This window comes from Micromonospora sp. NPDC049203, from assembly GCF_043197215.1.
In the GTDB taxonomy this organism is placed as follows: domain Bacteria; phylum Actinomycetota; class Actinomycetes; order Mycobacteriales; family Micromonosporaceae; genus Micromonospora.
In genome coordinates this window covers 414,346-440,361 of the sequence record NZ_JBICSV010000002.1, presented here as the reverse complement: position 1 = coordinate 440,361, position 26,016 = coordinate 414,346, and the positions used below count along the sequence as shown (strand labels likewise).

Genomic DNA, 26,016 nt, shown 5'->3' with positions numbered 1-26,016 from the left:
AGCGTAGGAAGAAGACCACCGTCCGATGTCGAAGGAGACGCGCGTGCGCACACCCCGACGGCTCCGTCTCGCCGTGTCCGCGCTGGTGACCGCGTCGGCCGTGCTGCTCGGCTCCGGTGCCGCCGCGGCACCGTCCGCGCCTCCCGCGACGGCCGGGCAGCGGCCCTGCGACCCGATCGACCCGGCGGCCTGCCTGCTGCCGTTCCCCAACGACTACTTCACAGTGCCGGACCGCAGCACCCCGACCGGCAAGCGGGTCCGGTTCGCGGCCTCCGCGATGCCCGCCAACGTGCTCGGAGTGCCGATCGACCCGGCCGAATGGAACCGGCAGGACGGGTTCAGCCCCGGCTCGCCGATCCTGGCGCGCGTACCCGGTCTCGACGCCGCGCGGACCCGGATCGCGCCGGTCACCGACGTCGCGCGATCGCTCGCGCCGGACGCGCCGATCGTGCTGCTCGACGCGCGCACCGGCAGGCGTACGCCGCACTGGGCCGAACTGGACGCGCACGCCGCCGGCAGCCCGGACCGGCAGGCGCTGATCATCCGGCCGGCGGTCGCGCTGACCGAGGGCACGAGGTACGTCGTCGGCCTGCGCGGCATGCGAGACGGCGACGGCGCGCTCATCCCGGCGCCGAAGGCGTTCCGGAAGTACGTGACCGGCTCCGGCCTGGACCGGCGTGACCCGCGCGCGCCGCAGATGAAGCGGATCCTCGCCGACCTGAACCGGGCCGGCGTCAAGCGGCACAGCCTCTACCTGGCCTGGGACTTCACCGTGGCCAGCCGGCAGGGGCTGACCGGGCGGATGCTGGCGGTCCGGGACGGCGCGTTCGCCGCGCTCGGCCGCCGCGCGCCCACGTTCACCGTCTCGCAGGTCACCGACTACACGCCGGAGCAGGACCCGCTGATCGCCCGGCAGGTCACCGGCACCGTCGCCGTGCCGTCCTACCTGACCGGCGACGGCGGGCCGGGCTCCCGGCTGCACTACGGGCCGGCCGGCGGCGACGGCACCCCGCCGACACGCGACGCGCTGCCCACACCGTCCGGCACGACGGTGGCTGCCGACTTCGTCTGCAACATCCCGCGCAGCGCGTCCGCCACGAGACCCGCACACCTCTCGCTCTACGGCCACGGCCTGCTCGGCCGCCCGACCGAGATCAACGCCGCGAATGTCAAGACCATGTCGCAGACGTACGACTTCACCTTCTGCGCGACGAGCTGGATCGGCATGGCCGCCGCCGACGTCCCGTACGTCGCCGGGGCCTTCACCGACCTCAGTGCCTTCCCCGCGGTGGCCGACCGGCTCCAGCAGAGCTTCCTGAACTTCCTCTTCCTGGGCCGGACGATGATCCACCGCAACGGGTTCGCCGCCCACCCGGCGTTCCGCGACGCCGCCGGTCGGCCGCTGATCGACGTGGCCGGCGGACTGCACTACGACGGCAACAGCCAGGGCGGCATCAACGGCGGCGCGCTCACCGCCATCGCCCAGGACTGGACCCGCTCGGTGCTCGGCGTGCCCGCGATGAACTACTCCACGCTGCTGCAACGCAGCGTCGACTTCGCCCCGTTCCAGACGGTCATGGACGGCTACTACCCGGACCGGATCGACCAGCAGCTCATCTTCGGCCTGCTGCAGATGCTGTGGGACCGGTCCGAGGCCAACGGGTACGCCCAGCACATGACCGACCGGCCGCTGCCGCGTACCCCGGCGCACCGGGTGCTGATGCACGTGGCGTTCGGCGACCACCAGGTGTCGACCGCCGCGGCGGAGGTGCAGGCGCGCACCATCGGCGCCCGCCTGCACGCCCCGGCGCTCGCCGACGGCTGGTCACCGGACGTGCGGCCGTTCTGGGGCATCGCGCCGATCCGCAGGTACCCGTACGCCGGCTCGGCGATGGTGGTCTGGAACAGCGGAGCCGCGTACGCGCCGCCGACGACGAACCTCGCGCCCGCCGGACCGGAGTACGGCGAGGACTCGCACGAGTTCCCCCGCGCCCAGCCCGGCGCCCAGCGGCAGAAGGCGGTGTTCCTGCTCACCGGCAAGGTGATCGACGTCTGCGGGGGCGGGCCCTGCCCGTGACGTAGCGGCCGCTCGCTGCCGGCGCCGCGCCGCCCGGCACATCAGCCTCCTAGGACGCCTTGGCGGGTGTGCCGGGAATCATGCCCCCGTGTAGGCGAACGCGGCCCAGTACCTCGGATCGACGTAGGGACGGTCGTCCGCCCGGCCCGGCGGCTCGACATCGGGCAGCAGGGCGGCCAGGTCGGTCCGCGTCGCGGTACGGAGCCACCGCTGGGCACGGCTGAGCGCCTCGGCAGGCTCGCAGCCCTCCTGGCACCACAGCCGGTAGAACGTGACCATCAGGTAGGTGGTGGCGAGATCGTCGACCGACCAGGCGGTCGCGATCACCCCGGCGAACCCGATCTGGATCAGGGCCGAGGGCAGGCCGACAGTCTCGTTGGGCAGCGCCGATCCACTGCGGTTGGTCTGACAGGCGGACAGCACCGCCAGGCGGCGGCGGCTCGGCTTCAAGGTCCGGCGTAGTTCCTCGAGCGTGACCTGCCGGTCCGCGAAGTACAGCCTGCTGTCCATGATCGAGTCAGGGTCGACGCTGCCGTGGCAGGCGATGTGCCACACGGTGTGTCTGTCGGCTGCGGCATGGAACTCCGCCCAGGTGCAGCCGTGCCGTGGCGACGTCGGCCTGCCGTTCCATCTGCGGGTGATCTCGGCGGTCTCCCGGCCGACATACCGAAGGTGTTCGCCGAGGCTCGTGCCGTGCCCGTCGGGCACGTCGATGGCGAGCAGTGTCTGCTCCGGGCCGGCGAGTTGCCGGGCAGTGCTGCGGCATCGTCGCAGGCTCCGGACGTTCGGCGCGTACCGGATCGCCGAAAACTGCCCGACGTGACGCCATTCGGTGTCCTCGTCGCCAGGGATGCCGGGCATTCCGGCGGCATGCAGCGGCAGGAGGCTCAGGAGGCCCACGGGCACCAGCGTGACCACCCGTCCCCTCGCACTCCACAGGACGACGTTCATCAGCCCTGCCTCCCAGAGGGTGCGAAGCGCCGCGGCAGTCCGGTCGACGCCCGTCGCTTCGAGCGGTTCGATGTCGCGGAGCCCGGGCAGGAGCGGGCTCGTGCTCAAGGAGACGGTTCGACCGGATGCCGTCGGGGTACCGGCCGCCACGTCACGGACCAGCTCGGTGACCGTGGCGCGGTCCAGTTCGGGCAGGTCGACGTACTGCGGGTCGTGGCGTGCGGCGACCACGAGCGCGTACCCGCCGGCCTTCGCGGCGCCGAGGTAGACCAAAGCGCCGTCTTCGGTCTCGGCGGTGATCGTGTCGTAGTCGGCGAAGAGGGCGAGTGGGTCCGTTCCGGTCACCTCCGCGACACGCCCGGCGACGTCACGGAGGTGCGACCACGACTGCCGTAGATCGGGGGAGGAGAGGCGCGTCCGATCGTCGAAGTCCTCGACGGCATGCCGGTACTCCTCCGCGAGGTCCGCCCGGCCGGCCGCTCCGAGGCGCTGGAGCACCGCCGCGTCGTCCCGGCCGATCACCTCGGTCAGTCCCACGGCCCGGCCGGTCTCCAGCGCGAGCACCGCCTCCCGGTAACGTCCGGTTCGCGCCAGCCAGTATCCGGCCTCCTCGGCGTACTCCTGCGCGGCGGCGAGAACCCGCTGCTTCGCGCGCGCTCCGTATCGCGTGACGGCGTCCTGGGAGGCCAGATCCACCAGGTACTGGTACGCCTCGGCGGCGTACCCGGCATCACCAGTGCCGACGGCCCACTCCGCCCACGCCACCGCCAGCCGGGCCCGCGCGGCGATGGTCCCGGTGGCGTCCATCGACTCGCGCCACGCCCGGTGGCGGCGCTCGTCGTTCGGTACGCCGGCCAGCGCGTCCCGGGCGGACAGCGCCTCTTGGAGCAGCAGGCGATCGTCCGCGTCCGGGCGGCGCCAGGGGCGGCAGCGGCCACGGACCAGGCGCACCGCTTCGCGTATGTCGCCGGCGGACGCGGCCCCGGACGACGCGGCCCGTCGCAACAGCAGCCTGGCGAGCGCGGCATCCGCGGCAGTGGCACGACGCCACCACCGCGAGCCCGCGGCCCGGCCTGACCGGCACCATCTGATGCCCTCGTCGAGTCGATGCGGATGGCTGGCCGCCGCGACCAGGCCGAGGGTGGCGAGGATCTGGGGCCGCAACGCCCGGGAGAGCCTGTCCTGCGCCTGCCAGCCGCTCGTCAGTTCCACGACCGCCGCGCGGAGGTTCCCGTTCAGCACGTGACGGCGGCCCCGCAGCAGAGACACCAGACCACGGCTGGAACCGGTGAGGTCGAGCCGGTCGATCAACTGATCGAGCGGCGCGGTGTCGTCGTGGGTCTCCGCCATGGCGAGGGCCGCCTCGGCGACAGCGAGGACGCGCCCCTCGTCCGACAGGGCAACGGTGGCGAGGTCCGGCACGTCGCCCGTCGGGGCGGGCCCTCCCCGGAGGACGCGCGGTGCCAGGACGGCCGGCATACCCGCCACGAGAAAGGAGGCCGACCTGTTCCGCCCCAGAGCGGCGCGAGTGTGGTGCAGCGCCCGCATCTCGGCGATCTTCCGGAAGGCGGCGTTATGCGCGGGCAGCAGGACGCCGGAGATGCGGTCCGCGACGTCGCGCAGCGCTGTGAAGAGTGCGTTCTCCTGCGGGTGGCCGATCGAGGATTCGCGCTTCAACACCATCAGGCACATGGATACGTAGGCGCGGGCCATCGTCCGTGTCAGGTTGTCCTCGTCCACGTTCCGCGTGTCGATGAACGGATGGCAGCTCAGCAGGTCCTCTATCGCCAGGTCGAGGTCGTCGAACGCGCTGGCGACGCGGACCAGGTCCTCCAGCCTCCCCAGCCAGAGGTTGAAGTCGCCGGTGCTCTGCCACTGCCGCGGCCGGGTCTGACGGTGCGCCGTCCACGCCCGGTGAGCCTCGGCCGGGCTGCCCCGCAGGTGTGCGTCCTTGTACGCCCACACATCCCGGGCGGCCTCGGCCATCCGCCGCCGGTCGTCGTCCGGGCTGTCCAGGTCGTGCCTGATCCGTTGTCCCCTGGCCTCGTGCGCCCACGGCTCCTCGAAGGTCGCATCGGTCGGCCTTCCGCACGTCGGACACGGGTGCGGCCACGACCGGGGCGCCGGGACGTCGCTCGTCCAGCAGCCGTCGTAGCGGCACTCCCAGCCCCGCACTGCCGCCTCGGGTGGCGCCAGGTATCCGTAGGAGGTAGGTGGCGGGCGTCGAACCAACGCGGTGACCGTCCTCGTGTGCGTCGCCGGCACCGGCTGCCGGACCTCGCCCCCTGCTGACGGACAGCTGTCCGTCAGCAGGGGGCATGGCATTCTTCCGACGACCGTCCAGCTCGCCGTTTCCGGACGACATGCTGCGGTGGCTCGACCTCTTCGGCCGGTACTCGTTCGACGTGCACGGCAGCGGGATCGACGACAGCAGCATGTGGGAACGCGTCGGGTCGCTGTACGAGTACGCGAGAAGCGACCGGGAGGGCTTCCTGGCCGCCCTGGGCGACCTCGTCGCCGACGATCAGGGCGGCTTCGCGACCTTCGGCGCGGCCCGGCTCGTCTGGGAGATGTTCGGCGGGGACGTGCTGACGATTCCCGCGGCGTGGCCGCTGATCGACGCGGGCATCGCCTTCAAGGCCGCGCGAGGGCTTCCGGACGCCCTGCTCACCGGCTACGAGCAGCAACGGCTCCAGCAGATCCGCGCGCAGCGCGGCTGACCCGCGATCGGCGTCGACTTCGTCCGATCGCAAGGAGGGAATGAACACCGTGGAAGGACTAGTCTGCTTCGGCATCGTGGCCGCACTGATCGGCATTCTCGTCTGGCAGTTCGTCGAGACACGAAATGCCACGGCGACCACGACCGTCGACACCACGTGCGATACCGCACTGGCCGCCGAGGTCGTACGAGGGGCCTTCGGTGGTCCCCGCGCAGTGTTGTGGACCGGCGCGAACGGGCCGGGAATGATCAATATGCGGCGGCGTGGAATCCGGGGTGGTATCACCTTGTCCATCGACATCGAACCGCAGCCCGGCGGGGGCTCCCGGTTGGCGATGTGGGCCTCGGAGACTGTCGTGTACATGGGGATCCTGGTGAACTTCGCCGGTGTGGTCAACCGGCGGAAGACGGCGATCGCGCGGCTGCTGGCCGACGCGGAGAGCGCCAGGGCCTCGGGCAGCTTCGGACAGTGACACCCGGGCTGTGGCTCCGGCACATCCGCGGAGGGCGGCAGGCCCTCCGCGGATGACCGCGTACTCGACCGGAGCGTCCCAACGGTGCACCGCCGCCGGGCGTCGGGAGTCCGCGATGCTAGCCTGCCCGTCTGGTATGGACAGTCTTCTCGACCGGGCTCAAGAGTGGATCGATGACTGATGGTTCGGACGCCCGGCGTTCGCGGTACCACGGCGACCACGCCCGTGACCGGCGCCGGCACCCGGGGTGGTGGCGGGTGACCCGGACCGCACCGGCGGTGGTCCGGGCCTCGCTCGCCGTCGTCGTCGCGGTGGCAGTGCTCGCGCTGGCCCCGCTCGCACCGGCGGCCCGCGCCGACGGTGAACAGGTCAAGTACTACCGGGTCGGGGCCACCCACCAGGGCGAGCCGGAGAACCTCACCGAGATCGCGGAGCGGTTCCTCGGCGACGGCGCGCGGTCGGCCGAGCTGTTCACCCTCAACGCGGGGCGGATCCAGCCGGACGGCGCCACCCTGACCGACGGCGCCCGGCTCCGGGCCGGCTGGGTGCTCGTGCTGCCGTGGGACGCGTACGGCAGCGAGGTCCGACAGGGCGTCCCGCCGGCCCCGAAGCGGACGCCCGGCGCGTCCACGCCGTCCGGGCGGCAACCGGATGCCGACGGCGACGCGGCGGCCGGCCCGCCGAAGGGGTGCCGCACCGCCGCGACGGCGCGCGCCCGGTCGCCGTGGGCCGGTCCGCGCGTCGCCGCCGACCGGGCGTGGCCGCACAGCCGGGGCCGGGACCAGCTCGTGGCCGTCGTCGACTCCGGCGTCGCCGGCAGCCTGCCCTCGCTCGCCGGCCGCGTGACGACGGGCGTCGACCGGGCGGCCGGCGCCGCCCGCGGTGACACCGACTGTCTCGGCACCGGTACGGCGATGGCCGGGCTGATCGTGGCGCGGCCGGTGAAGGGGTCGACGGTGGCCGGGGTCGCGCCGGACGCGGCGGTCATGCCCGTCCGGGTGGCGGGCCGGACGCCCGGCGCCTCGGCCGCGGCGAGCGTCGCGGGGATCCGGGCGGCGGTCGGCTCCGGCGCGTCGGTCATCGCGCTCGGGCCGCAGGTGGACCTCGGTCAGGCCGAGGTGGTGGCCGCCGTCAACGAGGCGGTCGACCAGGGCGCGGTGGTGGTGGTTGGCGCCGCGGGCGAGGCGGCGGCGCCGGACCCGGACGTGCCCCTGCACGACGCGGTGCTGCGCGTCGGCGGGATCGGTCCGGACGGGGGCACGGCCGAGCGCTACCGCTCCGGCGGCGTGGACGTGATCGCGCCCGGCGTCGACGTGACAAGCCTCGGCATCACCGGCACGCGGCCGGTGAACGGCACCGGCACCCACCTCGCCGTCGCGTACGTGGCCGGGCAGGCGGCGCTGATCCGGTCGGCGTACCCGGACCTCGACCCGGCGCGGGTCCGCAACCGGGTGCTGAAGACCGCGAGGACCACCGGCGGCGTCGCGCCGGAGATCGACCTGACCGCCTCCGTCACGGCCGTGCTGCCCGAGGAGGCGCCCCGCGCGCAGGCTGCCGAACCGGTGTCCGGCTCCACCACCGGGATCGGCCGCCGGGCGGCGTTGCTGACGCTCGCCGGGCTGGCGGCGCTCGCCGCGGTTCTGCTGGGCCTGCGTGCCCGCCGCCGGGCGGCAACGGGCGCCGGTGCCGGATCGGCCGAGGCGGCGCCGGCCACGACGACAGCCGTGTCCGCCGGTGCTGCCCCGGTGGAGCCGGCCGCGACCCGTGTGGATCCAGCAGTCCCCGAGGCGGCGCTCGCGAAGCAGGCCGGCCCTCACCGGACCTACGCCGCCCCGGCATCAGCCCGGCCGGCCGTCGCCGCTCCCGAGGACACCGGGCCCGCCGGCACCGGGGCGACCGCCGGCGGCGTACCCGCTGACCCCGCCCCCGAGGACACCGTTCCGGGCGACGCCGTTCCGGTCGGGCCGGACGTGACGGCGGCGGTGGCGGAGCTGAGCCGCGACCCCGCGCTGCGGCACCTGGCCGCAGACGAGGCGGGGATGGCGTACCTGGCCGAGACCCGCCCGGAGGCGCGGGAGAAGGCGCTCATCGGCCTGGTGCCGGGCATGGACGACGACACGGTGGCCGCGCTGCCGGCCATGGTGACGGCGCTGCCCGGCACCGACGAGCAGGAGCAGTCGCTCACCGGCGTCCTGGTGGACGTCCGGCGTCACCTGCGCGGCGACCCGCTCGCGCTGGACCGGGCGCTGGTCCGGGCCGGGAAGGTCCGTTGGCAGTCCCAGTACGAGCTGGCCGAGCACGTCACGTCGTACGCGCGGCAGCATCCGGAGCTGGCCCGGCTCGCCACCGCCATCGCCGAGACCCGCTGGTCGAGCGGGGCCGGGGAGCCGGCGCGGGGGAGCTGATCAGAGCAGCACGAGTTCCTGGGCCAGCATGTCGGTCCAGGTGCGCCGGGTGAAGTCGCAGCCGGTGTGCGCCACGAACTGCTCCAGGGTGCGTACCGGCCCGATGCCGAGCCGGTCGGCCGGCGGGGTGTGCAGCATGTAGAGCACCCGGCGGCGGCTCAGCTCCTCGCAGCGGGCCCAGTCCTGCTCGACGTGGTCGCTCCAGTGCCGCGGCCGGTCCTGCCGGATGTAGTAGTGCCAGGTCAGCACCTCGGTGGGGTGGAACAGGTCGTAGCCCCACGTGAAGGCGCGCAGGGCCAGGGTGATCTCCTCGCCGTGGAAGTAGATGCCCGGGTCGTAGGGCACCTCGGCGACGAACGAGCCGGGCGCGAAGAGGAACCCGGCGGCCAGGAAGAGCGCCGGCTTGGGTGGTACGCCGGGCGCGGCCCCCTCGATCAGGCGCTGGCCGAAGACGGGCACGCCGAACGTCGTCCAGTCGCTGACGATGATCTCGGCGGGCGCGCCCGCGCCGGTGAACTCCTGGTCGGGCTCGTAGCTCGGCGGGTACGCGGTCAGGATCGGCTTCGCCGCGCCCGTCTCCCGCGCCATCCGGATCAGGCGGACGTCCCAGTCCGGCGCGAACCGGGTGTGGCTGTCCACCTGCAACAGCCAGTCCTCGCCGCCGTACCGCTGGAACGTCTGGTCCCGGGCCCAGCAGGCGCCACGGCTGTCCCGGGCGTCGTACTCCCGCACGTCGACCTGTGGCAGGTTCCGGATGGCGGAGATGTCCTCGTCGCCGAGGTGCTGCCAGCACACCGCGACGCGGACGTCCTCCGGGTGCGCCGCCTTGGCCAGGCAGTCCAGCACCGTCGGCACGAGTTCCGGGTCCCGGTACGACGCGATCGCCACGAAGATCGTCACGCCTCCGCCTCCGCCTCCGCCGGGACGAGGGCGTACGACTGGAACAGCAGCGCCAGCGCCCGGTGCTCGTCGGCGGGGTCGGTGACCGGCGGCAGCCCGCCGCGCGACCGGATGTGGGCCAGCAGGTCCGGTTCCGGCGCCAGCCCGTAGGCCCGCAGGTAGTAGGCGACGGACTCGGGCCAGAGCCACCGGCCGTCGGTGCGGTAGGTCATCGGCACGACCCGGCCGCGTTCGGGCTCCACCACGTCGGGCCCGCGTGCGGTGGTGGCGAGCACCGGTGTGCCCGTCTCCAGGTACGCCGCCGCCCGGGCGAGGTCGGTGCCGGAGAGCCGTTCGTGGTCCGGCGCGAAGCGTGCCCCGTCGTCGTCCACCTCGTCGAAGACGCGGGCGATCCGCGGCGGCTCGGTGTCCCGGTCGGCCCAGAGCAGCGCGCCGGACCGGCGGGCCGCCGCGGAGTACGGCGGCAGCTTGTCGCCGGGCCGGTACACCTCGACCAGCGGGGCGGAGATTCCGGCGGCGCCCAGCGCCCGCATGACGTTCGCCGCCGTCCCGGCCCGCGGCCCCTCCGTCTCCAGCACGTAGACCGGCGCGGGCGGGATCACCGAGGCGGCCCACTCCGGGGCGATCCGCCATCCGCGCCACAGCGCCACCGCGCCGGGCTGTTGCCGCACGGCGGCGACGGCGACCCGGTCGGTGTCGTCCATCAGGCCCTCGCGGCCGGTCAGGTCGGCCAGCGGCGGCACCCGCCCGCCGAAGACACGCGGGTTCGGTACGGCCGACGCGAAGGTGAACGGCAGGTCGACCGGCCCGGGCGGCTCGGGCAGGGACACCGTGCCGGTGTCGGCGAGCCGCAGCCGGGCGTCGGCGAGCGTCGCGTCCGGCACCCGGCCACCGAGGTGCAGCAGCGCGGTGTGCAGGTGGTCCTGGTCCGTCATCTCCGGCCTCCTCTGGTCCTCGTCGGCGGGGCGCCGGCGCATTCGACCACGCGGGCCGCCGGGAGCGCCGCGCGGCGCCGGGGCTCGTGCCCGAGAGACACCGCGACCCGGGCCGTTCGTACACCCGGTCAGAGCGCTCCGGCGCGTACCAGCGCGGCGAGCGCCCGGTGGACGGCGACCGCGCCGGCCGGCGCGGGCGGATCGGCCCGGCACCGCCGCAGGTGCCACAGCAGACCCTCGTCGGCCAGCGTGCCCTCGTCGAGCAGCCGGTCGGCCACGTCGGCCGGCCAGACCCACACGCCGTCGGTGCGCAGGCGCGCGGTCAGCGCGGGCGCGGACCGCAGGTGGGCGACGAACGGCGCGACCTCGTCGTCGTCGACCGGCAGCCGCGCGTCCCCGTCGGCGGCCAGGCGTACCTCGCCGGGCGGTTCCGGGGCCCAGATCAGCGCGGACCGCGACCGGGCCGCCCACTGGTACGCGGGCAGCGGCAGGTCGTGCCGGTAGACCTCGACCGGTGCGGCGTGCCCGGCGTCGGCGAGCGCCGCCTGCCCCCGGTCGGCGATCACGGGCAGCTCGTCGTCGGGCGTCGCCGCCTCGACCAGGTAGACGCGCGCCGCGTCCACCGTGTCGTCCGGTCCCGGGGTGATCCGCCAGCAGCGCCACACCCCGGCGGTGTGCGCCGGGTCCAGCACGTCGAGCAGTACCTGGTCGAGGCCGTCCACGGTGCCGCCCGCTGTCTCGTCCACCACCGGCGGCGCGGCCGTCGCGTACAGCGGCAGGTCGGCCGGCGGGAACGGGATGAACACCGCCGCCGGGCCGGTGTCCACGTCCTCGTCCGCCGCCGGGTCGGGCAGCAGCGGCGTCTCCGGGGGCAGCAGCGCGGTGAGCGCGGCGATCTCGGCCGCGGACTGCGGGAACGCGCCGAGCAGCCCGGCCGCGCAGGCGCTCCGGTCGCCGTGCGCGAGCCGCGCGCGCAAGCCGGCGAGTTCCTGGTCCGGCATCCGGCCGGCGGCGCGCAGGCAGAGCAGGTGCAGCACGCCGGTGCTCATCGCGTCGCCGCCGTCTCGCGCAGGAAGGCGGCGGCCAGCCGGGCCGGCGCGGCCCCGCCGGCGTTGACGAGCGCATCGCGGTCACCGGCCACGGCCGCCAGTTCCGCCAGGTCGACCTGCCGCCAGCCGGGGGACGGCACCCGCGCCCGGTGTGCTTCGCCGGTCGCTACCACCACGCACCGTTCGTCGTCCGGGGCGGGTACGACAAGTGGCCGCCCGTCGCCGTTCACCGCCAGGTGCAGGGTGCCGGCGCGCAGGACCGCCCGCAGGTGCGCCGGCTGCGCCGCGCCGGCCGCGATCAGGCGCAGCAGCGCGTCGACCGGGTCGGTGGGGGAGTCCGGGAAGGACGGGCGGTAGTCCGGGTTGCTCCGGAACTCGCCCACCTCGCCGTCCTCGCCGACCTGCCACACCCCGACGACCGCCTCGAACGGCGGATCATCGTCGTCGGCCGGCCACTCCGGGTCGAGCAGGAACAGGAAGTCCACGTCGCTCATCCGGCGTCCTCGTCCGTGAACAGGAGCGCGTGCCAGACGAGCGCGGCGGCCAGACGTACCGGCTCGGGGCCGGACGGGTCGACGAGGACGTCGATGCCGTCCGGAAGCAACTCGGCCAGCTCGGCCGTCTCGACCCGGCGCCACCGCGGCGCGAAGGTGCGCGCCCGCTCCTCGGCCGAGGTGGCCACGACCACGCAGGGCATGTCGTCGAAGGAACGGACGATCAGCGGGCGGCCGTCGCCGTTCATCGCCAGGTCGAACCGGGAGCCGCGCAGCGCGGACTGGACCCGCTCCACCGGGGCGTCGCCGCGCATCATCCGGCGCAGCAGCACGTCCAGCGGCTCGGCGCTGTCGGTCATGGTTCCTCCGGGTGGCGGCGGTCCGCGTCGCGTACCTCGACCGGACGCCGCCTGTCGTCGTGGCCGGGGGTGGGCGGGCGCACGGCACCGCCGGCGCCGGACGCCGGTGCGGTGGGCGTGGCGGCCCCGGTGGCCGGTCCGGCGACCGGCGGGACCGGGGCCGGTGGCCGGGCCACCTCGTCCTCGTGTGCCCGGTAGGCGTTCCACCAGGCGTTCTCCGCCTCCGTCAGGGCCCGCTCGGCCTCGGCGACGGACTCCGCTGTCGAGTCCGTCCGGGACGTCAGCCCGTCCAGGCGGGCCGCCGCCTCCGACATCTTCTTCGCCGCGTCCGCGACGGCGAGCGCGGACGCGCGCAGCGCGGGGGAGAGGTCCCGGCCGGTGGCGTCGCGGGCGGCCGCCTCGTCCAGCCGGACGACGAAGCCGCCCGGGACCCGGACCTCGGTGCCGGCCCGGTGCCGGCCGTCACGGGAACGGGCGACGAAACGGAACTCGACGTCGTACCGGACCGCCGCGGTGATCTTGTCGTCCGGGTCGGTGCGACGGATCGGCTTGCCGGTCGCGCTGACCGCCACCTTGCCCTCGTCCTTCACCTGGGCGCCCGGGTCGGTGCGGTAGAGCTGCTGCTCGACCAGCGAGGAGGCGTTGACGGCGGCGAAGTCCTGCCGCTCGCCCACCCGGCTCGCGCCGCCCGGATGACCGACCCCGCCGGCGACGAGCGGCCCGGCCGCCTTCACCGTGAGCGAACTGCCCGCTGTCCGCTCGTACTCGGTGTCCGTGTTGCGCTTCGCCGAGCCGCCGATCTTCACTGTGGCGTCCGCCCGCAGGAGGGTGGGACGGGCCACCAGGCGGGCGTCGAGGAACAGGTCGCGGCCCAGCGCGGCCGGCATCGGCAGCGGGAACGCGCCGTCCAGCATCGCCGGCAGCGCCTTGATCCGGCTCACCGTCAGGGTGTCGCGCAGCGCGGCGGCGACGTCCCGGCCGGGGTCGGCGCCGGAGGCGATGAGCGCCTGCCGGGCCGCCTCGTGCAGGCCGGGCAGGTCGACCAGGACGTCCTGGACGGCGAACCGGCCCGGCTCGGGCAGCCGGTCGAAGCCGGCCGCCTCGCGCCACGGCCGCCGGCCCTCGTCGGTGGTCTGCCCGGCGGGCACCGGCGTGACCGGACCGGAGACGGCAGGTGGCCTGCCCTCGGTCGCCGAGTACGTGGTGACGTCGCGGACCGCCTGGATCGACACGCCGCCCTCGGGCAGCCCGCGTCCGGTGACGGTGACGGTGAGCCGGACCGGCCCGCGGTACGTGGGCACCGGGCCGGACACGGTAAGCGACTGCTCGTACGTCCGGCCGGTGCGCTCGGTCGTCTTGGTGGCCTGGTTGCCGAGGGCGGCGGTGCCGCTGAGGCCGGCGGCGACGGTGCCGGAGGACGGGCCGTGGCCGGTGGTGCGGGTGGCGTCGTCCTGGACCCGGTCGGTCTCGGTGCCCTGCCCCCGCGCGGTCAGCGTGACCTGCGCCGCCGTCCGGGAGGTGGTGCGGGTCTGCGCCTCGCCGACGACCGAGCGGTCGGTGACCGACAGCTCGTCGACCAGCTCGATGCCGGTGAAGCTCGGCTCCGCCACCGGTTCGGCGGTCAGCGTGACGTGATACGTGGCACCCCGGAACCGCCGTTCCAGCCGTACCGTCTCGCTGCGGCCGCCGTTGAGCGCGTCGGCCAGGTGCAGGTGGGCGGCGCCGAGGAACCCGCTGCTGCCGAGCCCCCGGATCGGGTCGCCGGGGCCGCGGTCCCGGGTGGCCGGCAGGATCGCCTGGGCGAGTTCCTCACTGGACTCCCGGGCCAGGGCACGCCGCAGGTGCGGGATGCGGTCGGTGAGGTCGACGTGGGTGGTGACGCCGCCGATGCCGAACGATCGTTCCGGCCCGGGCCGGAACGGCTGTGGTGTCGCGTCGGCCGGCGCGGCGGAGCCGGCCGCCTCCTCGTCCTGCCGCTGCTGCGCCTCGCGTACCAGGTCGCGTTCCCGCTGCTGATGCGCGGCCCGCGCGGCCCGCTCCCGCTCCTGCGTCTGCTTCAGCGCATCCACCGCCGCTCTGTGGCGCGCGTCCAGCTCCCCGAGTTCGCGCCGGTGGCGGTCCTGAAGGTCGGTGAAGGCGTCGTCGACGCGCCGCCGGTCCGTCTCGCCGACGTCGCGGTCCCGGCGGACCCGGTCGACGTACGCGCGGGCGGCGCGCAGCTCGGTGTGCTGGCGCCGCAGCAGGTTCCCGCGTTCGGTGGCCTGTTCGCTCACCATCCGGGCGACCTGCTCGCGCTGGTCGGCGCGCAGCGTCTCGGCGTCCTCCGCGTGCCGCAGTTGCAGGCGCACGTCTGCGGTGCCGTGCCGGCGGGCGCGGTCGCGGTCCTGGAGTCGCCTCAGCTCCGCCGGTGTCATCCGCATGACCACCGCGCCGGGCAGGGTGAGCCGCCGACCGGCCCGCCGGGCCGGCGACCCGGGCCAGCGGCCCAGCGGGCGCAGGTTGCTGTCGTGCCGGGCCTCGGCCACCACCTCGGCCTCCACGTCCACCCGTACCAGCAGTTCGCGTTCGGCCCGGCCGCCGCCAAGGCGGAGCTTGGCGACCCCGGACGCGCTGCGCTCGCTGATCCGGCCCCAGGCCCGCCGCCACGGCGTGACGGACAGGATGACGGCGCCGCCGGGCCGGCCGGTGCTGCCGCCGTGGTCGGCGACCGGCCCGCTGACAGCGGCGACACCGGTGCCGGAGACGCTCAGCTCGGCCGCGCGCGTGTGCGTGCTCTTGCGGGCGGTGCCGCTGGCGAAGGTCCGCTTGACCCGGGCGAACTCGGCGCCGTCGAGCACCGTCGGGTTGGTCGGGCGCAGCCGTACCCGCACGTCGGCGCGGGCGTCGGCGGCCCGGCGGCCGTGCCACAGGTTGCTCAGCGCCAGCGGGCGGCTGAACAGCTCGGCGTCACCGGTGAGGCGCTCCGGTGACAGTTCGTCGGCGACCACAGTGGAGATCCGGCCGTCCTCGACGGCGTAGACGTCGTCCCGGGCGGCCTCACGCAGCGTCTCGACCACCGCCTCCTGCAACCGGTCGGCGCCGACGAACGACTCCACCCGGCGTCCGTCGAGGTCGTGCGGTCCGCCGGTCATCCGGCTCAACGGGGGCGGGTACGCGATGGTCTCCACGTCGCGGGGAGCCGGGCTGGGCTCCGCGTCCGGGCGTCGCCGGGAGACCCGCGTCTCCGGCACGAGCATGCGCACGTCGAGGCGGTGCGTGCGGGGACGCGTCTCGGACGAGGCGACGACGGTGGGCACGTCCCGGCCGTACGTCCCGAGGGAGAGCTGCCGCCCCGCCTGGTTGACCCGCACCGTGGACCGGGTCGTGACGGTCAGGTCGAGGGTGGCGGCGAACTCGCGCAGCCGTACCCCGGTGGGCTTGCCCTCGTCGTCGAGCTCCGGCCCGTGGTCGCTCTCGACGGACTGCCCCCCGGTGACGGCGCTCTCGTCGGTGGTGCCCCAGGTGATCGCGGCGCGCGGCCCGCCGAGCAGCGTCGAGGCGGCCTGGCCGAGCGGGCCCAGGACGCGGGGCTCCAGGCTCAGCTCGGCCGACCGGCTGTCGTCGCGGGCACTGGTCACCGTGGACCTGGCGGTCCGCTTGTCGGCGGTGCCGATCTTGTCCCGGTTGACCAGGTCACCGTCGGACACCTCGCCGAGGCTGCCCCGGATGGTCACCACAGTGACGTGGTCGTGGAACGTGCCGGTGCGGATCAGCGGGATCCTCAGCCCGGGCCCGACGATCCGGTCCGCCAGGTGGCGCAACTGGTCGGGGGAGAGCTGGGTCTTCAGGTCCGTGTCCCGGTTCAGCGCCGCCTGAAGCTCGGGCGTCAGCCCGTCGGTGAGCCGCGCGTCGCCGAAGTGCCGCAGCGTCTCCTCGGGCGTGGCCAGACGGAACCGGCGGTGACCGGGCACCGAGCGGACCGCGTCGGCGACCGTCTCGTACAGGCTCCGGTCGCCCACCCGGGTCAGGTACGCGCCGCCGAACGACTCGCCGTGCTCGACGCGGGCCGGTGCGAAGTGGGTGCGGGCGGTGCCGCGCCGTCCGCGCCACTCCAGGCCGTTCGGGTCGAGGGCGGTGCCGGGCAGCCGGTCGCCGGTGGTCCACTGGAGCGCGTCGACGGAACCGGACAGCATCCGTGGCGCGCGGCCCAGGACGCGCACCTGCACGCCGTACTCGACCCGGTACCGGACGCCCGGCGCGGTGCCCGTCACCGTCTGCTTGCCGCCGGTCCGCTCGGCGATCGTCTGGGTGGCGCCACGCTCCCGGCCGCCGCCGACCCGGGGCCCCACGACCAGGCTCAACGGCGCGGCGTCCAGTCCGGCGCCGCCGAGGCCCCACAGGCCCCACGGCCGCTTGGTGGTGGCGCCGCCGGTGCCCTCGCCGGCGAGCGCGGCCGTGTCGATGTGCGTCACCCCCTCGACCCGTTCCACCTCCTCGACGTGCCGGGCGACCAGGCGGACCTCGACCTGCCGGGCGCGGCCCGGGAAGAAGCGCCGCCATCCGGTGCGCGCGGCGCGCGGCAGCGCACCCGACCGCACCCAGCCGTCGTGGACGTTCGCCGGGTCGGTGACCACCATCTTCGGCAGGCTGCCGGAGATCGACGCCGTGCTGAGCAGCTTCTGCATCACCGGGCGGCCGGGTGCGCCGATCCGGACCAGGTCGGCCATGCCGTCCTCGGCGAGGATCGCCTCCACCTGGTCGAAGAACGTGGCGTCCGGATCGGCCGGCCGGCTCCGGACGCTCTCCACCCCGAACCGGTCCGGCACCGGCGCGCCGAGCGTGCGGTCCGCGGCGGCCGGCGCTGTCGCGTCTGCCGTCCGCAACCCCGTGTGTACGGCGAGAGCCACGGTGCCCGAGGCCTCGACCGGTCCGGCGGCGGGACGGCCGGGCCGCACGAGCCGGGCGACGAACCGGACCGGCACCGTCACCTCGGTCAGCCCCGCGACCTTGACCGTCGTGGTGGACGTGAACGTGTCCTTGTGCTCGGCGGAGTGCTCGGTGACGGGCGCCGTCGGCACCGAACCACCGACGCCGACCACGACACCGGGTATCGCCGTGACAGTCACCTTCGGCTCGACCCGCTGGTCCCGGTTGTGGCGCAGCTTGTGGGTGAGGTTCTCCCGGGTCTTGGCGGTGACCTTGCGCTTGTCGTCGTGGGCCCGGTCCACGCGGACCGCGTCCCAGTCGAGGACGGCGGTGACGAGCAGTTCGGCCGGGTGCCCCCCGATCGTGACCGGGTAGGGGCGGCCCTCGCCGAGGAACTGGTCCACGTCGTCGCGGCTGTCCGCCGCCACCGCGTCGACGAACTCGTCGGACAGGCCGGGGTCGAGGGTGCGCAGCGCCGCGCCGAGGTCCGCGTTCTCGGTGGCGCGCAACTGCTCGGCGAGCCCGAGGGTCCGGCTCTCCCGCAGGTAGGACGACAGGCTCCGGCGTACCTCGTCGGACGACGGCAGCGCTGCGGTGGTCCCGGTGGTCGCCGGCGACGCGCCGGCCCCGCCCACGGCGTCCTCCCGGGTGGTGGTCCCTTCCGCGGCGCTCTCTTCCGCGGCGCTCTCTTCCGCGGTGGCCCTCCCGGTGGCGGTCTCGGCTGCGGTGGTCGTCTCGCCCGCTGTGGTTTCTTCTACGGTGTCTCTCGTGGCGGTGGTCCCGGTGGTCGTGTCGTCCTCGGCTGTCGACCGGGTGACCGGGGCGTCGTCGCCGTCGTGGTCGTCGCTGCCGTCACCGTCGTCGTGCTCGCCGAAGCCGGCGCCGAAGTCGCCGAAGCCGTCGTCGTCGCCGTCGCCGAACAGGTCGAAGCCGCCGGGCTCGCTGCCGGTGTCGGTGTCGTCGGCCGGGGCCGGCGGCGGTGGCTCCCGGCGGGTGTAGGTGACGTGGCCCGCCGGGTCGATCGTGCGGACCAGTTCCAGCCGGCTCAGCGGCCGGGCGCCGATCACCGGGTAGTCGCGCGGCGTACCGGCCGGGTCGTCGTACACGACGAGGTGCACGTGGGTGCCCCGGGCCGCGGCGAGCTCGACCACGTCGTGCGCGTTGCCGATGCCGCGCCGCTCGGCGTCGTCGACAGGCGTGTCGCGGCGCCGCCCGCCGGGGTCGGGGGCGAGCGCGGCCCGGACGAACTGGCTGTTGTCGTACGGATTGCGCCGCCGCATCGCCGCGGCCTCGTCGAGACTCATCACGTCCCGTCCGGCGCGGAGCGTGCTCAACCGCAGGGCGTCCGCGTCCCCTCCGGGCAGCTCGGCGGCGATCGCGTCGTAGAGCGAACCGGGTTGCCTGTCGATCCCGCCGCGGACGGCGACGGCGGTGGCGACGGCGAACTCCTGCTGGATGGTCCCGGGGTCGTCGGACGTCGCCATGAGGTGCGCGGCGACGAGACGCTGGCTGTTCGGCAGGCCCACGGTCCGGGCCGGCCGCGACGGATCCAGGTCGGGGTCGACGGCGGGCGGGACGTCCGGCGCCGGACCGGTGTCCGGCGCGGGCAGCGAGACGGCGGTGACGTACCGGTTGTGCGGTTGCGCGCCGAGCTGCCGGAGCTGCCGCGCGGTGAGCGACTGCTGCCACGTCGGCGATCCGGCTCCGGCGTCGGTGGGCGCGGCGAACGGCTTCGAGGCGGCGACGTTTGGCTTGCGCAGGTCGGCCCGGTACTCCTTGAAGCCGGTGCCCTCGGTGTAGAACAGCTGCCGGTTGGCGTTCGTGGGCACGGCGTGCGACTGCGGGAGGGCGTGGACGACGGCGAAGTCGGCGGCGAGCCGGGACAGGTCGGTGGGCGTGGCGGCGCCCACGAAGTCCGTCATGAACGCCAGGTCGCGGTCGGGATGCCTGTTGTTCTGCGACTGGACCTGCACGTCGACGGTGAGGACGTCCGCGGGCAGGCCGGCCGGCGTCGCCGCGCCGTGGGCGACGGCGAGCTCCTCGCCGTACGCCTGGTGCAGGCTCTCGGCCAGCATGAGGAACTCCGCGCCCGCCTCGCCGAACCGGACCTCGGGCCGGCCGAGGGTGAGCAGGCCGTCGACGAACAGGTTCGGCTCCGGCGAGTACGGGAGCATCGGGTGGACGGTGGCCTGCCGGTCCCGGGACCGCATGTCCTCGTCCACGGCGTCGGTGAAGTCCTGGACGAAGGCGTCCCGCCCGGCCTGCGTGTCGAACGTGGCGAGGCCCTCCAGGACGGCGGTCAGCTTCTGCCGCTCGATCCCGAGTTCCCGGCGCGCGCCCGGGCCGCGTGTGGTGAGGTCGGCGATCCTCGCCTGGTGGTCGCGTACACGCCGGTCCAGCCGCTCACGGGTACGCCGGATCAGCTCCTCGGTGTCGCCGACCCGGTAACCACCGGAGATCATCAAAGGCCGGGCCGGCGGCTCGTCCTGCGGTCCTGTCGACTCCGGGTCGAAGCGGGTCCGGCCGTCGATGCGGTCGAAGACGTGGGTGCCGTCCGCCGTCGTACGGGCACCCCGGTCGAAGTCCTGGATCGACACGTACGGGTAGCGCCGCTCCTCGCGGGCCGGGTCGCCCTGGACGAGGCCCTGGATCGCGGCCACCGTGTCGGGGTCGCGGAGCACCTGGTTGCGGGTGCGGCCGTACGGGAACTTGCCGCCCTTCGTGCCGACCGCGTAGCCGTTCACCGCCACCGGCACGTCGAGGCCCTCCACCAGCCGGGCGGCTCGGGCGACCGCGTCCCGGAAGGCGAGGTCGGGCGTCTCGGCGGTGGTGTTGACGCCGAAGACGAACGCGACAGTGGTGCCGGGGGCGAGTCCCTCGGTGACGGCGCGGACCACCTCGGGGATCTGGTCGACGTCCTCGGCGGGCAGCATCGAGTTGACGACGAACCCGATCGGCGCTCCCTCGTCCTTGAGCGCGGCACTCACCTGCCGGTAGTTGCCCGGACCGACCTCGCGGGTGTGCCGGGTCAGCTCGTCGAACCGCGCGTTGCGGCCGCCCGCCACCCGTACCGGCTCGAAGCGGACCGGCGCCGTCCGAGGCGGCAGCCCGCCGCGGTCGGGCGAGAGCACGGCATCCTGCTGACCGGCGATCCGGTCGACGTTGCGCGCCAGCAGCCCCGGATCGTGCTCCGGCGTGGTGGTCGCCATCAGCGAGGTGTCGCCCTGGACGAACGTGGCGTCCAGGGCGCGGTCCGCCACCGGGTACTCGTCGCGCAGGCCGAGGAAGTGCCCGATCTCGTGCGCGAGATCGAGGTCGGACGAGTGCGTCGACCAGGTGGTCTGGGTGGCCGGCGCCGGAGTGCCGTGCAGCGCGACGGTGGCGTGCGCCTCGCTGGGCGTCGCCACGAACTCCACAGTGACGTTCAGTTGATCGTCGCCGATCCGGAAGCCCTGGTTGTAGACGCGGTCCACCGCGTCGCGTACCCGGGTCTGGATGTCGGGCCGGGCGGAGGCCGCCGTGGCGTCCCGCGCGTCGAGGAAGACCTTGACCGTGAAGTCCTGCACGTCACGGTCGCCGAGGCCCAGCACCCGATGGTCGTACGCGATGCGGTTGTCGACCGCGTCGAGGCGCAGGCGGGGCCGGTCGTCGGCCGGAAGGGGCAGACCGGCCTGCTCGTACGAGCGCGCGACCACGCCGGGCACGCGGGTGTCGGGGTGGGGTCCCCGGTCGATGACGTCGTACGCGCTGGTGTTCGCGACCCGGTGCGGCGCGGTGTCGCGCTGCGCGGCGCGTGCCTGGGCGATCTCGTCGCGGGTCTTGGGCACGTCGAACCGGGGCGGCGGGGTGCCCTGCTGACGTGCGGCGGTGTCGATCGGGGGCGCGCTCGGCGACGTGTCGGCGCGCGGGCGGGCGTCCGGGTCCAGTGGCAGGCCGGTGACCGTGGCGAGGGCCTGGTCGACCTGATCGGAGCCGGGCTCGCCGAGCGCCTCGCGCCATCTGTCGAAGTACGTGCGGACGGCGCCGTCGCGGTCCTCGACGAAGTCGCGCAGCGCGTCCGGGTCCGTCCCGGTACGGAGGTGGTGCGACGCCCGGTCGAGCAGAGTGCGGCCACCGGTGAGCTCGGGGTCGTCGTGGAACGACGCGGGCTCGTGTTGCCAGGGGCGGGTGTCACCTGCGGACGCGGTCACGGAGAGCGTGGGTCTGCCCGCCGCGAGCGACTCCTGCCAGGTGTTCGCGCCCTCGGTGGCCACGAGCGTGGCGCGCTCGCGCAGCCCGGCCATCTGTTCCGGCGTGACGCGGGGCAGGGCGGCGACGTGGACCGGGGCCCCGGCCGTGGGAAGGGCCCGCGTCGCGTCGCCGACCACCAGGACGACTGTCGGCCGGTCCTGCCGGGCGCCAGTCGTCAGCCGGCGGACCACGTCGCCGTGCTCCGGCGTGACCCGCGTCTTGCCGTAGTAGACGAGCACCACGTCGGTGCCCTCGTCGTCGACCAGGTCCGCGAGGCCGTCGGCCCCGGAAACGCCGGTGTCCCTGATCACCGCCCCGGCACTGGGCGGCGGGGTTGCCGATGGTCGGCCACGGTAGGACGGGACACCGGTCAGGATCGTGTCGAGATCCTTCACCGGCGCGTTCGGGCTGTGGAACTGGCGGGGGAACTTGTCCCACAGGAACGGCTGGAGCGTGAGCAGGTCGTGGTCGCCGTGGGCGTCGCGTAGCCGGCGCACCCAGGACTCCTGGAACCACTCCTTCCGCTGATCGTCGGTCATCTCCGACTCGTCGTCGTTCTTCGGCACGTCGACGGCGGGCAGCACGGTCAGGACCGTGCCCGGGGGGAGCGGGTCGGCGCCGATCTGGTCGAGGCGCAGGCCCTGCGTGTTGTTCTGCTCGTCCTCCGTCTTCTTCCGGAACCCCGGCTGCAGCTCCTTCTGCCATTCGGGGGCCTGCGCGGCGCCGGGCCACTGCCTCGTCTTCCAGTTCACCTCCGTGCGGAGGGCGGCGGCGGCCTTCTGCTCGGCCGGCTGTTGCGGTCGCATGACGACATCCATGTCGCCCCGGCGACCGGTCCACTCGCGGTGGAACAGATCGTAGGAGCCCACCGGGTCGTCGAAGTCGGACTGCCGGCCGAGCTGCCCCGCGTAGTACGGCGTCTTGTTGCTGGGATAGGTCAGCACGACAGTGCCCCGGTAGCCGGTAGCGGCCAGCCCGTCGAGCATGGCGACCGTCGCGGCCTGGTGGCCCAGTCCGGGTGAACCCTGGTCGAGGACGTGCACCACCTGGTACTTCGCGGTGAGCCTCTGCCCGACCGCCGTCGGCACGGGCTGCTGCCGGGGCGGCAGCGTGGCTGTGGAGAGGTCCGCCCTGGGTGGTGGGGCGGAGTTCCGGTTCGCCGGTCCGGGCGCCGGAGGCGGCGGGAACCCGGGCGCGGCCGGAGGCGGCGGCATCCCCAGCGGTGGAGGCATCCCCGGGGGAGGCGGCGGGCCCTGAACACCCAGCGCGGCACCCGGTGGCGGTGGTGGCGGTACCGGGACACCCGGCGGTGGCGGCGGTGGCACCGGGACGCCCGGTGGCGGCGGCGGTGGTGGCGGGGCCGGGGCGCGCGACGGGACCTGCGGGTTCGGGTACGGGTCCGGTGTCTGCTCGCGCGGCGCCTGCGGTGCCGGAAGGTCGCGCACCGGTCCGGCGGTCAGCGCGACGTCGTGGATCGTCGCCAGATCCTGTGCGGTGAGATAGTCGACCGGCCCGGCCGAAATCCCGTCCTGCTCCGACATCGGCAGCGTGTCGACCTCGACACCCATCACCCCCGGCCGGGGCACGGTGGTGAAGAGGTGCTCGGGGGCCTGGTGACCCTCCTTGGCCCCGAGGTAGTGCATCACCTCGTGCACCATCACTGGCAGGCGGTCGCCGGTGTTCCACACGTGCTGGTCGGTGCTCACCCCGTCCTGCGAGGTCACCTCCACCGGCGGGTTACGGCGTGGGTCGGCCTGCCAGTCGCGGGTCATGCCGTCGCGCCACGGGGGAGTGTCGACGACCAGGTCGATGTGCAGCAGGCGACCGTCGGGCAGCGTGTATCTGCCGTTGACCATCTCGTCGACGGTGCGCTGCACCGTCGCCGCGAAGTCGCGCAACTCCCGCGGGGACATCTGGTCGTTCTTCGAGACCAGATCCAGGTGTACGTCGAACGACCGGTAGTCCCGGCCGTCGGCGGTGAACTCCCTTGTGGTGAAGTCGATCGTCGTGATCTCGCCGCGCAGCAGGTGGGTGCCGGGGACGACGGTGTCCTTCCAGGGCACGTACCGTTCGGTGCGCAGCCGTTTCGGCTCCGCGCTCGCCTTGGCCTGCTGGAACTGCGGGCTCGGCGTGGGCCGGGTGGGCGCGGGAAGGTCCGCGCCGGCGATCGGCGCGGGAGGGGCCGGCGTCGGCTCGACGGTCCCGTGCTGCTGCGTCGTCGCTCCGTCCGGCGTCGGCGTGGTGTCGACGGCGCCCGTCTCCGGGTCGCCGGCCCGGCCCGTCCCCGTGCCGGGACCGTCGGCGTCGACCTGGGCATCCGACGTGCCGTCGCCCGGCGTGTCGACGGCGGCGACCGGGCCGGGCACCGCGACGACCGGCTCCGGTGAGGACGGTCCCGCGACACCGGGGTCGGTGGCCGGTGAGGCGGCCACGGCCGGACCGTCGACCGAGATCCCGCCGACGGGCGCCAGCGGCGGCGGGGGCGCCTCCGCGGCGCCGGCGACGTCACGCGGGGAAGCGGCCGGACGGCCGGTGGTCGCCGGATCCGTGGACGACGTGCTCGTGGTCGGTTGGCCGGTGCTCGGGGTCCCGGTCGGCGAACCCGTGGACGCGGTGGTCGGCGGCGAGCCAGTGTTCGGCGAGCCGGTAAGCGGGCTGCCGTTGGTGCTCGGTGCGCCGGTGCCCGGCGTGGAGGTGCCCGGTGTGCCGGTAGGTGGTGTGCCGTTGGCGGTCGCCGCGCCCGTGCCGGGCGTGCCGGTGGACGGTGACGGGCCGGTCGGGACTGCCGCCGGGCCGGCGGCGGTGGCGGGCGGGGCCACGGGCGCCGGTGTGTCGAGAGCGGCCGGCCCGCCGTTCGACGCCGGCGCGTCGAAACCGGGAAGGCCGCCGCCGTGGGGCGTGGTGAGGCCGGCGACGGCGGCCGGGGTGCCGGTCGTGGGCGCACCGGTGCTCGCCGGGCTGCCGCTCGGCGCGCCCGTCGCGTCCGCGCGCGGCGACGTCCCCTCGGTGCCGGCGGCCGGGCTCGGCCCCGGGGCGGGACCGCCGGCTCCACGCGGGTCGGTGCCGGTCGCCGGGGTCGCGGCGCCGAGCCCGCTCGGGCTCTGGCCTCCGGTGCCGTTCGGGCTCGTGTCGCCGTTCTGGATGCCGCCCTGTGACCCGTCGCCGACCTGACCGCCGACGCCCGGACCATCCACGGCCTGTCCGCCTGCGGTCTGCCCGCCCGAGATCTGTCCGCCCGGGGCTCGGCCGTCGGCGGTCTGTCCGCCGGAGGTAGGGCCGCCCGCAGTCTGTCCGCCCGGAACCTGACCTTCGGCGGTCTGGCTGCCCGGAGCCTGGCCGCCTGGAGTGGTGTCCCCGGCACTGCCCTGGCCGGCAGCCGGATCACCGGCGCCCTGAGGCGACGGCCCCCGGGTTCCGGCCTCGCCCGGGCCGGACCCCTGACCGGCGCCTCCGGTGGTCGGCCCGCCCGAGGGCTGCGGACCCGGGCCACCGCTCTGACCGCCCGGGCCGGTGGGAGAGCCGACGGGTGGGGGTACTGCTGGCCCGTCAACTGTCGTCGTCGGCGGCGTGGGCGCGGTGGTGGTGAGGTTCTTCGTCTCGATCGTCGGCGGTGGCGCCCCGGCGGCGGCGCCGGGGCCGTAGCTCTGGCCGGCAACCGTGGCGTAGTGGTGGGCCATCCCGCCGATCATCGACGAGCTCATGGTGGCCCACGGGTTGAAGCCTCCGCCGCCGACCATCATGGTGAACAGGCCCTCGAACAGCGTCTCGGCGAGCGCCGACAGCCCTTCCCGCGACAGGACGTTGTTATTGATCTTCGGGAAGAACTTGCCGCCGATCATCTGCATGCCGCTGACGCCCGCGCCGATGAAGGCGCCACCGGCGAACGCCAGCCCGAGGTCCTTGTAGTCCAGGGACTTGCGGTTGCCCTCGATGATCTGGGTCACCTGGGCGGCGGCGCTCTGCCAGAGTTCCTCCAGCCCTTCCTGGAACGCCTCCCAGGTCAGCCGCATCAGCAGGTTCCGCAGCCGCTGGCGGAGCAGGCCGATCAGAGCCCCGACGATCTCCTGACCGATCCTGATCAGGGCGGGCACCGCCGCCGCGCCGAAGCCGGAGGCCAGCGCGATGGCGATCTCGACGACCTGGGTGAAGGCCGCGATGACGATGTTGTACTGGGTGTTCTCCGAGTCCAGTGCGAAGTTGTAGGCCGAGCCGCCCAGGGCCAGGGCGATGTTGCCGCCGGCCGGCACGTTCTTGGTGATCCCCACCTGGTAGTGCTGGAACGCGTCCATCGCCGGGCCGGACAGGCTCCCGGCCAGCCCGTAGCCGAGGTTGGCGGTGGCACCCATCCCGTTGAGGATGGTGCTGCTGAGCGCGTACAGCTCGTCGCCCATGGCCCGCAGGGCGGTGGGGTCGGCCTTCGGATACTCCTCGCCGACGGCGACGAGGATCAGGTCGTACGCCCACTGCCACTGCGGGTCGTTGGGGATGTGGAAGTCGGGCATGTCCTACCGGGGCACCT

The 26,016-nt window shown here is 74.6% G+C and carries 11 protein-coding genes; 4 read left to right on the top strand and 7 right to left on the bottom strand.

All coding sequences use genetic code 11. The annotated features are described in order from the left end of the window. Nucleotides 1-43: 43 nt before the first annotated feature. Nucleotides 44-2,077, top strand: coding sequence for a hypothetical protein (locus tag ACGFIA_RS06530; protein WP_393258968.1), 2,034 nt, complete (start codon nt 44-46; stop codon nt 2,075-2,077). A 78-nt stretch (nt 2,078-2,155) separates the two neighbouring features. On the opposite strand, the gene ACGFIA_RS06525 is transcribed toward ACGFIA_RS06530, so the two are convergent. After that, on the bottom strand, nt 2,156-5,014 hold the full coding sequence (locus ACGFIA_RS06525) for a CHAT domain-containing protein (protein ID WP_357478813.1): 2,859 nt from the start codon (nt 5,012-5,014) through the stop codon (nt 2,156-2,158). Nucleotides 5,015-5,346: 332 nt separating this feature from the next. Between ACGFIA_RS06525 and ACGFIA_RS06520 the strand changes: the two genes are divergently transcribed. From ACGFIA_RS06520 to ACGFIA_RS06510, 3 genes are all read left to right on the top strand, one after another. Beyond that, complete coding sequence (locus ACGFIA_RS06520) at nt 5,347-5,748, top strand: hypothetical protein (protein ID WP_357387192.1); 402 nt, start codon at nt 5,347-5,349, stop codon at nt 5,746-5,748. A gap of 40 nt (nt 5,749-5,788) precedes the next feature. After that, nucleotides 5,789-6,220 carry a hypothetical protein gene (locus tag ACGFIA_RS06515; RefSeq protein WP_357387190.1) on the top strand — a complete coding sequence of 144 codons (432 nt, stop codon included), beginning with the start codon at nt 5,789-5,791 and terminating at the stop codon, nt 6,218-6,220. A 257-nt stretch (nt 6,221-6,477) separates the two neighbouring features. After that, complete coding sequence (locus ACGFIA_RS06510) at nt 6,478-8,625, top strand: S8 family serine peptidase (RefSeq protein WP_393258965.1); 2,148 nt, start codon at nt 6,478-6,480, stop codon at nt 8,623-8,625. Here ACGFIA_RS06510 and ACGFIA_RS06505 read toward each other — a convergent pair whose 3' ends face one another. The 6 genes from ACGFIA_RS06505 to ACGFIA_RS06480 all read right to left on the bottom strand — a co-directional run bounded on the left by ACGFIA_RS06505 (nt 8,626) and on the right by ACGFIA_RS06480 (nt 25,999). Further along, nucleotides 8,626-9,525, bottom strand: coding sequence for a GlcNAc-transferase family protein (locus ACGFIA_RS06505; RefSeq protein WP_357387186.1), 900 nt, complete (start codon nt 9,523-9,525; stop codon nt 8,626-8,628). Beyond that, nucleotides 9,522-10,460 carry a hypothetical protein gene (locus tag ACGFIA_RS06500; RefSeq protein ID WP_357387184.1) on the bottom strand — a complete coding sequence of 313 codons (939 nt, stop codon included), beginning with the start codon at nt 10,458-10,460 and terminating at the stop codon, nt 9,522-9,524. Before ACGFIA_RS06500 ends, ACGFIA_RS06505 begins: the two co-directional genes overlap by 4 nt. Nucleotides 10,461-10,588: 128 nt before the next feature. Next, a complete protein-coding gene (locus tag ACGFIA_RS06495) occupies nt 10,589-11,509 on the bottom strand; it encodes a hypothetical protein (RefSeq protein ID WP_357387182.1) in 921 nt (306 codons plus the stop codon). Continuing rightward, nucleotides 11,506-12,003, bottom strand: a complete 498-nt coding sequence (locus ACGFIA_RS06490) for a type VII secretion system-associated protein (protein ID WP_357387180.1) — start codon at nt 12,001-12,003, stop codon at nt 11,506-11,508. The genes ACGFIA_RS06495 and ACGFIA_RS06490 overlap by 4 nt, the downstream gene beginning before the upstream one ends. Beyond that, nucleotides 12,000-12,362 carry a type VII secretion system-associated protein gene (locus ACGFIA_RS06485; protein ID WP_357387178.1) on the bottom strand — a complete coding sequence of 121 codons (363 nt, stop codon included), beginning with the start codon at nt 12,360-12,362 and terminating at the stop codon, nt 12,000-12,002. The genes ACGFIA_RS06490 and ACGFIA_RS06485 overlap by 4 nt, the downstream gene beginning before the upstream one ends. Next, on the bottom strand, nt 12,359-25,999 hold the full coding sequence (locus ACGFIA_RS06480) for a hypothetical protein (protein ID WP_393258961.1): 13,641 nt from the start codon (nt 25,997-25,999) through the stop codon (nt 12,359-12,361). The genes ACGFIA_RS06485 and ACGFIA_RS06480 overlap by 4 nt, the downstream gene beginning before the upstream one ends. Between the last annotated feature and the right edge of the window lie 17 nt (nt 26,000-26,016).

Bases quoted from the DNA above. Each gene is read 5' to 3' on its own strand.
- ACGFIA_RS06495 (WP_357387182.1), bottom strand. From the start codon at position 11,509: ATGAGCACCGGCGTGCTGCACCTGCTCTGCCTGCGCGCCGCCGGCCGG.
- ACGFIA_RS06485 (WP_357387178.1), bottom strand. From the start codon at position 12,362: ATGACCGACAGCGCCGAGCCGCTGGACGTGCTGCTGCGCCGGATGATG.
- ACGFIA_RS06490 (WP_357387180.1), bottom strand. From the start codon at position 12,003: ATGAGCGACGTGGACTTCCTGTTCCTGCTCGACCCGGAGTGGCCGGCC.
- ACGFIA_RS06520 (WP_357387192.1), top strand. From the start codon at position 5,347: ATGGCATTCTTCCGACGACCGTCCAGCTCGCCGTTTCCGGACGACATG.
- ACGFIA_RS06515 (WP_357387190.1), top strand. From the start codon at position 5,789: ATGAACACCGTGGAAGGACTAGTCTGCTTCGGCATCGTGGCCGCACTG.
- ACGFIA_RS06500 (WP_357387184.1), bottom strand. From the start codon at position 10,460: ATGACGGACCAGGACCACCTGCACACCGCGCTGCTGCACCTCGGTGGC.
- ACGFIA_RS06525 (WP_357478813.1), bottom strand. From the start codon at position 5,014: ATGGCCGAGGCCGCCCGGGATGTGTGGGCGTACAAGGACGCACACCTG.
- ACGFIA_RS06480 (WP_393258961.1), bottom strand. From the start codon at position 25,999: ATGCCCGACTTCCACATCCCCAACGACCCGCAGTGGCAGTGGGCGTAC.